General features: G+C 72.3%; 10 protein-coding genes. 1 reads left to right on the top strand and 9 read right to left on the bottom strand.

Annotated elements, in window-relative coordinates; all coding sequences use genetic code 11:
* Positions 1–92 precede the first annotated feature (92 nt).
* Complete coding sequence (locus tag K8638_RS20905; protein ID WP_223756330.1) at positions 93–1,847, top strand: M1 family metallopeptidase; 1,755 nt, start codon at positions 93–95, stop codon at positions 1,845–1,847.
* Positions 1,848–1,869: 22 nt separating this feature from the next.
* Here K8638_RS20905 and K8638_RS20900 read toward each other — a convergent pair whose 3' ends face one another.
* From K8638_RS20900 to K8638_RS20865, 9 genes are all read right to left on the bottom strand, one after another.
* Positions 1,870–2,751: a site-specific DNA-methyltransferase gene (locus K8638_RS20900; protein WP_223756329.1), complete on the bottom strand. Its 882-nt coding sequence runs from the start codon at positions 2,749–2,751 to the stop codon at positions 1,870–1,872.
* 215 nt (positions 2,752–2,966) lie between these two features.
* Positions 2,967–3,257 (bottom strand): 50S ribosomal protein L31, encoded by a 291-nt coding sequence (rpmE, locus tag K8638_RS20895; RefSeq protein WP_223756328.1) that lies wholly within the window; start codon positions 3,255–3,257, stop codon positions 2,967–2,969.
* 110 nt (positions 3,258–3,367) lie between these two features.
* Positions 3,368–4,306: a 5'-nucleotidase gene (locus tag K8638_RS20890; protein ID WP_370644071.1), complete on the bottom strand. Its 939-nt coding sequence runs from the start codon at positions 4,304–4,306 to the stop codon at positions 3,368–3,370.
* Positions 4,307–4,378: 72 nt separating this feature from the next.
* On the bottom strand, positions 4,379–4,513 hold the full coding sequence (locus K8638_RS44590) for a hypothetical protein (protein WP_255662841.1): 135 nt from the start codon (positions 4,511–4,513) through the stop codon (positions 4,379–4,381).
* Positions 4,510–5,355, bottom strand: coding sequence for a tetratricopeptide repeat protein (locus tag K8638_RS20885; protein ID WP_223756326.1), 846 nt, complete (start codon positions 5,353–5,355; stop codon positions 4,510–4,512). Before K8638_RS20885 ends, K8638_RS44590 begins: the two co-directional genes overlap by 4 nt.
* Before the next feature lie 83 nt (positions 5,356–5,438).
* Positions 5,439–6,866, bottom strand: coding sequence for a protein-glutamate O-methyltransferase CheR (locus K8638_RS20880; protein ID WP_223756325.1), 1,428 nt, complete (start codon positions 6,864–6,866; stop codon positions 5,439–5,441).
* Positions 6,867–6,932: 66 nt separating this feature from the next.
* Positions 6,933–7,991, bottom strand: coding sequence for a chemotaxis-specific protein-glutamate methyltransferase CheB (gene cheB / locus K8638_RS20875; protein ID WP_223756324.1), 1,059 nt, complete (start codon positions 7,989–7,991; stop codon positions 6,933–6,935).
* Positions 7,992–8,072: 81 nt separating this feature from the next.
* Positions 8,073–10,730 (bottom strand): response regulator, encoded by a 2,658-nt coding sequence (locus K8638_RS20870; RefSeq protein ID WP_223756323.1) that lies wholly within the window; start codon positions 10,728–10,730, stop codon positions 8,073–8,075.
* The gene (locus K8638_RS20865) at positions 10,727–12,538 is read right to left on the bottom strand and encodes a methyl-accepting chemotaxis protein (protein ID WP_223756322.1); all 1,812 of its coding nucleotides are present in this window, start codon (positions 12,536–12,538) and stop codon (positions 10,727–10,729) included. Before K8638_RS20865 ends, K8638_RS20870 begins: the two co-directional genes overlap by 4 nt.
* Positions 12,539–12,545: the final 7 nt, after the last annotated feature.

Here is a 12,545-nt window from a genome sequence, read left to right as displayed (position 1 = left end):
ACAAATGTAGGCGATTGACTCGAAAGTCAATGGAATCAGATGTGCGGATGGCTCGCCACGGGGTCGTGACACCGACTACAAACCGGACCTCCATGGCGCGCCTCGACCCACACTCGTACAACGACAGCACGCAGCCTGAGACGGAAACCCTGGACTGGAAGGCACGCGTCGATTTCCGGACGCAGCGCCTGCACGCGGAGGCCACCCTGACGCTGAAGGAGGCCTCCGCCGGCCCGCTCGACCTGGATACCCGGGATTTGGAGATTCGAGGGGTGGTGGACGCGCAAGGTCGCCCATTGCCCTACATGCTGGCCCCGCCGGAGCCGATTCTGGGCAGCCGGCTGCGCGTGGAGCTGCCGCCCGGGCTGAGGCAACTCACGGTGCGCTACCGGACGTCCCCGGGCGCCAGCGCGCTCCAGTGGCTGACGCCCTCGCAGACGGCCGGCGGGCAGCACCCCTTCCTGTACAGCCAGTGCCAGGCCATCCACGCGCGCAGCGTGGTGCCGCTGCAGGACACGCCGCGCATCCGCATCCGGTACCGGGCGGCGCTGCGGGTGCCCAAGGCGCTGAAGGCCGTCATGGCGGCCAGCTTCGTGCACCGCGAGGAGCACGGCGTGGAGGCGGAGGAGCACTACGAGATGCCGCAGCCGGTGCCTCCGTACCTGCTGGCCTTCGCCGTGGGCAGCCTCGCGCCGAAGGAGCTGGGCCCGCGCTCTCGCGTGTGGGCGGAGCCGGAGTTGCTGGAGGAGGCGGCGGACGAGTTCTCCGGCGTGGACGACATGCTCCGCGCCGCGGAGGCCCTCTTCGGCCCGTACGACTGGGAGCGCTTCGATTTGCTCACCATGCCGCCCTCCTTCCCCTATGGCGGCATGGAGAACCCGCGCCTCACCTTCCTCACGCCCACGCTCATCGCCGGTGACAAGAGCCTGGTGAATGTGGTGGCGCACGAGCTGGCGCACTCGTGGACGGGCAACCTGGTGACGAACGCGTCCGCGGAGCACTTCTGGCTCAACGAGGGCTTCACCGTCTTCGCCGAGCGCCGCATCCTGGAGGCGCTGGCCGGGCACGAAGTCTCGGCGCTGCACGCGGCGCTGGGCCGGCGCGCGCTGGAGGAGGCGCTGCACCACTTCCGCTCCCACCCGAACCTCACCGCGCTGCGCACGCACCTGTCGGGCGTGGACCCGGACGAGGCCTTCTCCCAGATTCCGTACGAGAAGGGCTACCTGCTCCTGCGCGCCATGGAGGACGCCGCCGGGCGCCCCGCCTTCGACGAGTTCCTCCGCCGCTACCTGGCGACGTACCGCTTCCGCGCGCTCACCACCGAGGAGTTCACCGCCTTCGCGGAGCGGGAGCTGCCCGGGGTGCTGGCGAAGGTGGACGCGGACGCGTACCTCCACAAGCCGGGAGTGCCGCCGGGGGCGCCCTCGCCGCGCTCGGCCCGGCTGGAGGCGCTGGTGCGCGCGCGCGGCACCGTGCCCTCCGCGGACCTGGTGAAGGACTGGACGCCCACCGAGTGGCAGCTCTACCTGGAGTGGCTGCCGTCGGACACGCCGAGGGACGTCTTCCGGCAGCTCGACGAGCGCTTCAGCCTCACGAAGAGCCGCAACTCGGAGGTGCTGGTGTCCTGGCTGGTGGCGGCGCTGCGCGGCGGGTGGGAGCCGGCCCTGGGCCGCGCCGAGGCGTTCCTCGGTGAGGTGGGCCGCATGAAGTACCTCAAGCCGCTGTACGGCGTGCTCGCGTCGTCACGCGAGTACCGGGGAGTGGCGCGCTCGCTCTTCAAGAAGTACGCGGAGCGCTACCACCCCATCGCCCGGCAGGGCGTGGAGCTCATCCTCTCCCGCGCCTGAAGCGGCCGCGGGGAGCGGCGGACTACCGGGACGACACCGCCTGAAGGCGCTTCTGCGACAGGGCGAGGTACTTCTCGTCCATGTCGATGCCCACGTAGCGGTGGCCCAGCTTGAGGGCCGCCACGCCGGAGGTGCCGCTGCCGTTGAAGGGGTCCAGCACCAGCGCGTCCGGCGGGCAGCTCGCCTCGAGGATGCGCTCCAGCAGCGCCACCGGCTTCTGCGTGGGGTGGCTGCCGAAGGCCTTCTCCTCGCCGCCGCGCGGGACAGTCAGGGTCCACAGCCGGCCCTCGCCGTCCGCGGTGAGCTCCGCGTCGCCGGAGGGCGGCAGCACCCACGCGTCGCGCATCTGCTTGCCGCCGTTCTCCGCCTTCATGCGGGAGTAGTTGAACGTGTGCTGCAGCTTGCCGCCCGACTTCGGCGAGGCCCAGATGAGCAGCTCGGTGGAGTGCGTGAAGTAGCGGCACGCCAGGTTGGGGCTGGCGTTGGGCTTGAACCACGTAATCGTGTTGAGCAGCTTGTACCCGAGCTTCTGCATGGCGAAGCCCACGTTGAAGATGACGTGCTGGGTGCCGCTCACCCACAGCGTGCCGGTGGGCTTCAGGAGCCGCTGGCAGGCCGCCAGCCACGCGGTGGTGAACTTGTGGTCCTCCTCCACGCCGCGCGACTCGTCCCACTTGCCCTTGGCCACGGAGACGCGCTTGCCACCCTTGCAGGTGGTGCCGCCGTTGGAGAGGAAGTACGGCGGGTCCGCGAAAATCATGTCGAACGTCTGGGGCTCGAACTGCTCCATCAGCTCCAGGCTGTCACCGTGCAGCAGCGTGTAGTCCGCCCCTTTCGCGTAGACGCTCTCGCTCAGGGAGCGGCGGACAACCTTGAGGGCAGGGGCAGCAGCGTGCGCGGACATCTCGCCTCCGTCGGACTCTCGTCGTGGACGCGGCGGAATGTGCAAGCACTTCACTGCTACGTCTAATTTCCAGCCTGTAGCACCCTGAAACTTGACGCGTGCTTCAGGCCGTAGAAGCGCCGCGAGCAGGGCGGGAGCGCCTCTCTTGGAGGCCCTCCGGCACCCTGCTCGACGGGTTACGACTCAAGCTGTGAAGACAGGCTTGGGGCCGTGAATCAGGCCTCGGCCTTCTTGCCCTTCTTGGCGGCCGGCTTCGCGGCGGGGGCAGCGGCGCCCTCGGCGGCCGGGGCAGCCTCGGCCTTGGCCGGGGTGGCGGCGTACTTCTTGCGGAAGCGGTCGATGCGGCCGGCCGTGTCCACGAGCTTGTACTTGCCCGTGAAGAAGGGGTGGCAGTTCGAGCAGATTTCCACCGAGAAGGAGCCGCGGGTGGACTTCGTCTCCACGACGTTGCCGCACGCACAGGTGATGCGGGACGGCGGATAGACGGGGTGAACTTCGGGCTTCATGTCTCTCTCCAGTGTGCCTTGCCCCCACCCGCTGACGGGTGGGAGGTCCGGCGCTGAGGGTGGCCGGCGCTTATAACGGCGCGCCGGCCGGTGCACAAGGCCAGCTCGGGTCAGTGGGCCGCCGAGCCAGGAGGCTCGATGCGTTCCACCAGCTTCTGGACGGCCGGGTCCCCCGGCACCTCGCTCCCGAGCTGGATGTAGGACAACAGATGCGTGCGGGCGGCGCCGGTTGCGCCCCCCTCCGCCACCTGCTTGAGGGCCGTCCGCCGGGCTTCCAGGCTGGCGACCGCCTGCTCGTAGGACTGCCGGGTGGTGGCATCCGCCGCGGCGGCGAGCTTCTCCTTCGCCTTGGCGAGGTTGGTCTCCACGATGCCCAGGCTCTGCCGCGTCCGCTCCAATTCGGAGATGTCCGCGAAGCGGCCGGGCCCGTCGAGGGCCAGCTCCAGGCGGGCGAGCTGCCGGCCCCGGTCTCCCGGCGGAACCACGGTGGCGAAGGCCTGGCGCTGCGCCACGCCCACGCCGCGGCCGTCGTGAGACTGCACCACGAAGTCCACGCCCTCCACCCGCTCGGCCAGGCGGAAGGCCTCGTCGTAGGGCACCGCCGCCAGCAGCACGACGACGTCCACCTTCTCCTGCTCGCGCAGGCGCTTCGCCTCGGCCGCCACCGCGGACTGCACCGGCAGGCCCTGCATCATCGGCTGAGGCTTCCCTTTCACGGCCGGCCCCGCGGGCTGCGGCTTGTCCGTGGCGGGGGACACTCCCACCACGCCGACCTTCACGCCGCCCACGTCCGTCACCAGCGAGGCGGGGAAGTACGGCTTGCCCTCGCCGTCCACCAGGTTGGCGGACAGCAGCTTCAGCTTCGCCTTCTTCGTCCCCTTCTTCAGGAAGTCCACGCCGAGCACGAGGTCGCGCGCGCCCACGGCCATGGCCGCGGTGCCCTGCGCGTCCATCTGCGACAGCAGCAGCTCCGCGCGCGCCTTCGCGTCCGGCGCCTCGCCGCTGTCACGGCTCTTGAAGAGCGCATTGCCCGCATCCAGCACGAGCACCGGCACGCCCTTCGCGCGCTCCTTCTCAAGCGCCATCTTTCGTCTGGCCAGACCGCCAGACGGGTTGTGCCTTCAACCACAGGGGGCGATTTCGCCCCCATTGTCTCCGGTGAAGAGCAGCACGAGCTGCTTCGGCGCCGCGCCCGCCACCAGGGGCAGCAGGAGCAGCAGCGCGAGCGCGGCGAGCCGCGTCGGACGCAGGTTCATTTCTTCCCCTTCTTCGCGGGAGTCTTCGCCGCCTTGTCCAGCTCGGCGAGGCGCTCCTTCGCGGTCTTCGCCGCGGCGGACTTCGGGTAGCCCTTCACGAGCTCCTCCAGCGCCAGCCGCGACTCATCCTTCATCTTCAGCTTGGCGAAGCACTCCGAGGAACGCAGGTACGCGTCCGGCGCGGTCGACGCCTTCGGGTGCTCCTGCACCACCTTGCCGTACTCGAAGAGGGCCTCGCGGCAGCGGGACTCGCTGAAGTACGTCTCGCCGAGGCCGTAGTGGGCGTCGCCCACCAGCGGGTCCTTGGACCACTTCTTGAGGAACTCGGTGTAGAGCTGGCGCGCCAGCAGCACCTCGCCCGCCTTGGCCTTCTCCTGGGCCAGCGCGAGGAACTCCTTCTTGTCGGTGGGGCGCTGGAGCTCCTCGGCCTTCTTCTTCGCCTCGGCCTCCTTCACCGCCTCCGTGCCCTGGAGCGCGAGCAGCTTCTTGTCCTGCTCGGCGAGGGCGGTCTCCAGCTCGGTGATTTTGTGGAGGTAGGTCTCCACCTGGCCACGGAGCTGGGCCAGGTCCTCCACGGACTTCTGGAGCTGGATGCCGATGTCCGCGTCCTTGCGGCGCGCGGCGGTGTCCAGGCCCTGGAGGGCCTTGGTGACCTCGGCGACCTTCTCGTCAATCTTGGGCAGCGTGGCGGCGAGCTGCTCTCGCGCCTCCTTCAACTGCGACTGCATCTGGGCGGTGTCGGCGCCGAGCCGGTCCACCTTCGCCTCGAGGGCGCGGCCACGGTCGGCGGGGTAGAAGCAGCCAGGGAGTGCCAGCAGGGCGAGCAGGACGAGCCTTCGCATGGGGCCGGCATCTTACGGCCAAATCCCCCGCCCGTCCGGACTTCTCGCATGCCCGGAGCCGGCAAGCCCGCCCGGCTGCCCCTTCAGCGGCTCCGGCCGGCCGCCTCGAGGCGCTCGGCGGCGTGGGCGCAGGCGACCTGGAGCCGGGAGGGGTTGAGGAAGAAGGGCACGGGGCGCGCGCGGCCGGCCTCCAGGGACTGGAGCGCGCGGCGGTACTCGGCGGCGGCCTCGGCGGGCCGGCCGCCCTGTTCCAGCAGGAGGCCCAGCAGGTAGCGCGCGGCGGCGTGGTCCGGGTCCAGCGCGAGGCAGCGGCGCAAGTCCCGCTCCGCCGTGTCGTCCGGAGTCCCCGTGGACGCGCCGTCCAGCACGCACGCGAAGAGCAGGTCCGCCTCCGTGGAGGCGGGGTCGACGGGCCCGGTGGGCGTCGGGGGCATGGCCCCGGCCGTGGGCGTGCCCGCGCCGATGGCGGCGAAGCGTCCGGAGTCCCGCGTGCGTCCGGGAGCGGGCTCGGCCGTGGGAGTCCCCATCCCCGCGTTGATGGCGGCGAAGCGCCCGGAGTCCCGCGTGCGTCCGGGAGCGGGCTCGACCGTGGGAGTCTCCATCCCCGCGCCGATGGCGGCGAAGCGCCCGGAGTCCCGCGTGCGTCCGGGAGTGGGCTCGGCCTCGGGGGGCTTCGCCTCCGTGCTGACGGCGGCGAAGCGGCCCGAGTCACGCTTGCGCCCCCCTTCCACGGGGAGCGCCAGGCCCCCCCCCCCGCCCCCGGAGTCCTCCGCCCGGACATAGAAGAACGCCTGCTCCCCACGCAGCACCCGCAGGGACGGGGGCAACCGGAGCAGCGGCTCCGAGGAGGACAGCACCAGCGTGCCCCCCGGCGCCAGGCTCGCGGCCAGCACCTCCACCGTCCGCTGGAACGCCTCCGGCGTGAAGTAGATGAGCACGTTGCGGCAGAAGATGACGTCGAAGCCCCCACCCCCCGCGGGCACGGGGTACGGCGTGTCCATCAGGTTGTGGAGCTGGAAGTTGGCCCGCGCCCGCAGCGCCGGCACCAGCACGACGCGAGCCGCTGTCTCGACGAAGTAGCGCTCGCGCAGCGCGGGAGGCACGCGGCGGACCTGCTCCGGCGTGAAGCCCAGCGTCTGGGCCCGCCGCAGCGCCTGCACGGAGATGTCCGTGCCCAGCACCGTGCTGCCCGGGTCCGCGCCCAGCTCCGCCAGCATCACCAGCAGCGTGGCCACCTCCTCGCCGGTGGCGCAGCCCGCGCTCCAGACTCGCAGCGGCCGCCGCGCCCCGTCCACCAGCGGCGCGAGCACCTCGGCGCGGAACGCCGCGAGCTGCACCTCGTCCCGGAAGAGGTCCGTCTTGTGGACCACCACCGCGTTGATGAGCTCCTCCAGCTCGAGCGCGCCGGAGGGGGACTTGAGGAAGTTGAGGTACTGCTGCGGCGTCAGCCCGCGGCTGCGCGCGTCCAGCCGCTCATCCAGCCGGCGGACCTGGGGGCCGCTCAGCGCCATGCCCGTACGCGCCGTGAGGAAGGCGCGTACGCCCGCCCATTGCGCCCCCGTGGCCCCCACCCGAGGTCAGCGCCCCACGGCGAGGGACTCACCGCGCGCCAGCCGTGACAGCGTGGCCGCGACGTCGTCCCCGTGGATGAGGTGGTCCACCGCCTTGCGCTCCACCGCCGCGCCCGGCATGCCGAAGACCACGCAGGACTCCTCGTTCTGCGCCAGCGCCAGACCTCCCGCCTGTTTGATGGCCAGAAGCCCGTCCGCGCCGTCCGCGCCCATGCCCGTCAGCACCAGCCCCACCGCGCGCCGCCCGTACGTCCGCGCCGCGCTCTCCAGCAGCACCGTGCCGGACGGCATGTGCCCGTCGCGCTCCACGCCCGGCTTGAGCCCCACCCGGCCCCGGAAGGGGATGACCAGGTGCTGCCCCGGCGGGGCGATGAGCACGTGCCCCGGCATCAGCGGCTCGCCGTCCTGCGCCAGCCGCACCTTCAGCCGGCTGGTGTTGGCCAGCCACCCCGCCAGGGACTCGGCGAAGGCCGCGTTGATGTGCTGGACGATGACGATGGGCGCGGGGAAGTCCGCCGGCAGCTCCGACAGCATCCGGTAGAGCACCTGCGGTCCGCCCGTGCTGGCCGCCACCGCCACCACGCCCATGGAGACCGCCGGCAGCACCGAGGTGGCCACCCGGGGCGGGGTGATGTTCCCCTTCTGGGGCCGACGGATGTGGCGGATGACGCGCACACTGGACAGCAGCTTGATTTCCCGGACCAGGTTCCACGCTTCCGGCCCCGCGTCGATGGCGGGCTTTATCTGCAGCGCGAGCGCCCCCAGCTCCAGCGCGCGGTAGGTCAGCTCCGGGGCCTGCGAGCGCGGGTCCGCCGTCAGCACCAGGATGGGTGTGGGACACTCGGCCATGATGTGCTCGGTGGCCGTCAGCCCGTCCATGACGGGCATGTCCACGTCCATGGTGATGACGTGGGGCCGCAGCTCCTTCGTCATCTCGATGGCCTGCTTGCCGTCCGCGCAGGAGCCCACGACGTCGATGTCGGGGTCCTTGCTCAGCGCGTCGCAGATGAGCTGTCGGCAGATGAGTGAGTCATCGACCACCAGCACCGACACTTTCTTGCCCATGCCCTGTCCATACCCCGTGCGCGAGTCGGGGAGTATAGCCAATGCGAGGGACTGTCCTCAGGACGTTGAGGGCGGAGCCCGTCAGCCCAACAGGCGCCCCACCACGTCCACCAGGTCCTGGCGCACCAGGTCCCCCTTGGTGATGTAACCGTCCGCCCCGGCCGCCAACCCACGCCGCCGGTCCTCCTCCCCACCACGCGTGGTGAGGATGACGACGGGCAGGCGGGAGTGGACGGGGTGGCCCTTGAGGCGGCGGGTCAGCTCCAGGCCGTCCATCCCCGGCATCTCCAGGTCCGTGACGGCCAGGTCCACCGGGTGGGAGGCCAGCACGTCCAGTGCCTCGGCCCCGTCTCCCGCCATGACAGTGTCATACCCCACCGCCTCCAGGAGGTTGGAGATGAGCTCCCGGGTGAGGGGGGAGTCGTCCACCACGAGGATGCGGCGGCGGCGGGAGGGGGGCTCCAGGACCGCCAGCCGGGGCAGCCGCAGGGGCGCGGTGCCGTGGGCGCTGGCCGTGAGCCAGGCGGCCGACAACACCATGGCCAGGCGCCCATCCGCCAGGGACGTGGCGCCGGAGAGGTGGGCGAAGCGGGTGAGCACCCCCTTCAGGGGGAGGATGGCCTGGACCCGCTCCTCCAGCACCCGGTTCACCACCAGCGCGGCGGCCCCGCCCTGGCTCTTCACCACCAGCGCCAGTTCGCCCTCGAGCGCGGGGCGCTCCGCCGCCAGGCCCAGCAGCGTGGCCAGCGGGGCGAGCGGCAACACGCGGCCCTCCACCAGCAGCGAGGGGCGCCCGGCCACCTCGCACAGGTCCGCCGACTCCACCTTGAGGGCCCGGGAGACGTGGGTGGCACTCAGGGCCAGCGTCTCCTCCCCCACCTGGATGAAGAGCAGCGGCGCCACGGTGAGGGAGACGGGCACCCTCAGCTCGAAGATGGTGCCCCAGCCGGGCGCGGACTCCACTCCCACATCGCCCCCCAGGGCCTGGATGGAGGTGCGCACGGCGTCCAGCCCGACGCCCCGGCCCGACAGGTCCGTCACCACCTCGCGCGAGGTGAAGCCGGGCAGGAAGATGAGCTCGCGGGCCGCGGCGTCCGACAGGGCGTTGGCGGCGGCCTCGTCCAGGAAGCCCCTGCGCACGGCCACCTTCCGCAGTTGGGCCGGGTCCATCCCCATGCCGTCGTCCTCCACGCGGAGGATGATGCGGCTGCCCTCCCGCGCGGCGCGCAGCGTGAGGCAGCCCCGGGGCTTCTTGTCGGACGCCACCCGGTCCACCCGCGTCTCCAGCCCGTGGTCCAGCGCGTTGCGCACCAGGTGCATGAGGGGCTCGCGCAGCGCCTCCACCACCGCCCGGTCCGCGCGGGTGTCCTCGCCGTCGACGACGAGCTCCACCTCCTTGCCCAGCGCGCGCGACAAGTCCCGCACCATGCGCGGGTAGGGCTCGAAGAGGACGGACAGCGGGAGCATGCGCAGCGTCTGCACCTCCTCCACCACCATGCCCAAATCTCGCAGCTCCGCGTTGGACAGGAGCTTGGACTCCCGGTGGAGGGCGGCGGCCAGCTCCTTGGCCGTGCCCAGCCTCGCGGCCAGCGCCGCCCCGGCGGGCCCCAGGTCCTCCGCCTCGCGCGCCAGCTGGCTCAGCTCGCGCGCCAGGGCCAGGCGCCGGGCGTTGGCCAGCTCGCGCCGCCGCGCCACCTGGGTGAGGTTGGTGACGGCGCTGGTCAGCAGGTCCAGGCTGGCCACGCCGATGCGCACCGCCGTGTCCGAGCGCGCCTCCGGCTGCCGCGCCGTCCCCGTGGGGCCCGCGGCGCCCCGTGCCGCCGCGGCTCCCGGGGCCGGCATGCGGCCCAGGTTCGCCGCCGCGGTGGCCGTGGCGGAGGCGGCAGTCCGCGCCGTACCCGCGGAAGGCTCGCCCTCGCTCCTGGGGACGGAGGGCCACTCCCGGGAGCGGGCACCGGAGCCGGACGGAGGCACGGCGCGCGCGGGAGCCGCGCCAGTCGTACCGGAGGCCACGGCCCCACCCCGCGCCGGCTCATGGGAGGTCACCCATGGCACCTCCAGCCCGGAGGCCACCGCCTCCTCCGCCCCCCGGACCGGGGGGGCCACCAGGGCGCGCCCCGCTCCCGAGGACACCGGCCCACCTCGCGCCGGCGCTCCGGACGCCCCCGCCAGCCCCTCCGCGCCCGAGGTCGCGAGCCCTCCGTCACCCGGGGTTCCCGCCTCGCCACGCGCCGGGGCTCCCGGAGCCGTCGGCCCCCGTGCCGCCGCCCCACCACGAGCCATGCTCCCCGAAGCCACGGAGGCCGTGTCGGGCGTGGCGGCGGAAATGGGCTTGAAGGCCGAGGCGGGCGCGCGCTCCGTCTCCGCGCGGATGCACGACTGGAGCGACGCGACGAGCTGGTCCACCCGGGGGGGCGAGTCCGCCGAGGGAAGCGCCCCGGACAGGAGGAGCACCGCGTCGGCGGCCAGGAGGAGCGCATCGGCGGACGCGGGGGTGAGCGTGTAGCGGTGGGGCTCGGTGGCGCGGACGAGCTCCTCCATCTCATGGACGAGCGCGTTGATGTCGTCGAAGCCCATCATCCGGGCCTCGCCCTTGAGGCCGTGCAGCTCGCGCAGCACGCCCCTTCCGGCCTCCGCGTTGGCGCCGGACTCCAGTTCCATCAGCGACCGGTTGATGCGCTCCAGGCGCACCGTCACCAGGTCCCGGAACTGCTTGAGCAGGCGGTCGCTCGGGTTCAACTGTCCTCCTCCCGGAGCGGCTCCTGGCCAATCTGGAAGCGCTCCACCACGCCCCGCAGGTCCCTCGCCAGCACCAGCAGGTCCGTGTTGGCCGTGCTCACCTGCTTGGTGGCGTTGAGGCTCTGCTGGGTGATGCGGAGGATGTCCGCCATCGTCTCCGCGAGCTGGTCCGTGCCCGTCTGCTGCTGCTGCGTGGCCAGGGAGATGCTGCGCACCGCGTCCGACGTCTGTCCGGCCAGGTCGACAATCTGCCGCAGCGACTCGGACACCTGCTGGGCCAGCGTGGTGCCCGTCTCCACCGCGCGCACGCCGCCCTCCGTCGCGGACACGGCCGCGGCGGACGCCTCGCGCACCTCCTCGATGAGCCCTTCAATCTCCTTGGTGGACTCCAGCACGTTCTCCGCGAGGCGCCGCATCTCCGCGGCCACCAGCGAGAAGCCCCGCCCCACCTCGCCCGCCTTCGTCCCCTCCAGCTCCGCGTTGAGCGCCAGCAGGTCCGACTTGTCGGCCACGCCGTTGATGAACTCGACAATCTTGCCAATCTGCTGCACGCGCTTGTTGAGGCGTACCACCGCGGAGGCGATGGCCCCGTTGTCCTGGCGCATGCGCCCCATGGAGCCGAGGAAGTCCTCCGCGCTGCGCTGCCCCTGCTCCGCGGCCCCCAGCGTGCGGTGGGCAATCTCCGCCACCGAGCCCGCGTTCTCGGCGATCTGCCGCGCCGAGCGCGCCAGCTCCTCCGTGGTGGCGCTCGTCTCGTCCAGCGAGCTGGCCTGCTCCGTGGCGCCCGCCTCGTAGCGCCCGGAGGTGGAGAGAATCTCCTCCGTGGTGGCGGAAATCTGCGCCCCGGCGCGCTGGAGCTGGGACATGACGTCCGCCAGGTGCGCCCGCATGGTGGTGAAGGCCGCGGACACGTCCCAGATTTCGTCCTCGGCCGGCACCACGCGCGGGCTGGCCAGGTCGCCCTCGGCGATGCGGCGCGCCTCGCCGGACAGCTCGCGCAGGGGCCGGCCCAGCAGCGTGCCGCCCAGCCAGGCGGTGAGCAGCGCCAGTCCGAAGACGAGCACCACCAGCAGGCCCCCCTCGGTGAGCGCATCCATGCGCAGCGTGTCCACCTGGAACCTGTTGTCCTCTTCCAGGAGCTGTTCGAGGAGGCGCTTGCCCAGCGCCGACGCCAGCCGCTCGGACAGCACCGCGGGCGTCACCACGCAGATGAAGGTGAAGGCCACCAGCCGCGCGCGAATCTCCCCCCGCCGGGGCATGGCCGCGATGAGCTGCGCGTGCGTCATGCCCAGCTCCGCCAGCCAGAGCACCACCTGCCGGGAGCGGAGGATGACGAGGCAGTGGACGAGCAGCGCGGTGAGCGGCCCGAACATCAGCCCCAGCGCGGCGATGCGCACCGCCACTCCCACCTCCACCCGGTCCAGGCCCCACATGCCGGCAGCCATGGAGACGGTGGTGAACAGCCACAGTCCCAGCGAGCCGAGGAAGTCCTCGTCCGGGGCGCGCGTCACCTCCGCCACCGCCGCCGCCAGCCGGTCCGGCGTGGAGGGCACGTCCCCGCGCTCCAGCCCGCGCAGGGTGCGCAGCCGCCCCAGGGAGCCCAGGGAGCCCGCCACCAGGGCCAGCGCGGTCAACGCCCCGCCCACCAGCGCGAGGTGCCGCGGCCCCCCGCCCTGAAGGTCGCCGGCCAGGGTGAGTGACGCGAAGTGCAGGCTGAGCGCCGCGCCCACCAGGTTCGCCAGGGGGACGGGCATCATCAGGTGCCGGCTGAAGGAGGCCCGGCGGGGGGGCTTGCTGGACTCGCTCATGGTCCCC

It is taken from the genome of Myxococcus sp. RHSTA-1-4, from assembly GCF_020037125.1.
In the GTDB taxonomy this organism is placed as follows: Bacteria; Myxococcota; Myxococcia; order Myxococcales; family Myxococcaceae; genus Myxococcus.
The sequence above is the reverse complement of the archived record's forward strand: the minus strand, read 5'-3'. Positions and strand labels throughout refer to the sequence as shown.

What these genes read in the sequence shown, in the direction of transcription:
- K8638_RS20905 (WP_223756330.1), top strand. Translation starts at nt 93, where the DNA reads ATGGCGCGCCTCGACCCACACTCGTACAACGACAGCACGCAGCCTGAG.
- K8638_RS20900 (WP_223756329.1), bottom strand. Translation starts at nt 2,751, where the DNA reads ATGTCCGCGCACGCTGCTGCCCCTGCCCTCAAGGTTGTCCGCCGCTCC.
- rpmE (WP_223756328.1), bottom strand. Translation starts at nt 3,257, where the DNA reads ATGAAGCCCGAAGTTCACCCCGTCTATCCGCCGTCCCGCATCACCTGT.
- K8638_RS44590 (WP_255662841.1), bottom strand. Translation starts at nt 4,513, where the DNA reads ATGAACCTGCGTCCGACGCGGCTCGCCGCGCTCGCGCTGCTGCTCCTG.
- K8638_RS20885 (WP_223756326.1), bottom strand. Translation starts at nt 5,355, where the DNA reads ATGCGAAGGCTCGTCCTGCTCGCCCTGCTGGCACTCCCTGGCTGCTTC.
- K8638_RS20880 (WP_223756325.1), bottom strand. Translation starts at nt 6,866, where the DNA reads ATGGCGCTGAGCGGCCCCCAGGTCCGCCGGCTGGATGAGCGGCTGGAC.
- cheB (WP_223756324.1), bottom strand. Translation starts at nt 7,991, where the DNA reads ATGGGCAAGAAAGTGTCGGTGCTGGTGGTCGATGACTCACTCATCTGC.
- K8638_RS20865 (WP_223756322.1), bottom strand. Translation starts at nt 12,538, where the DNA reads ATGAGCGAGTCCAGCAAGCCCCCCCGCCGGGCCTCCTTCAGCCGGCAC.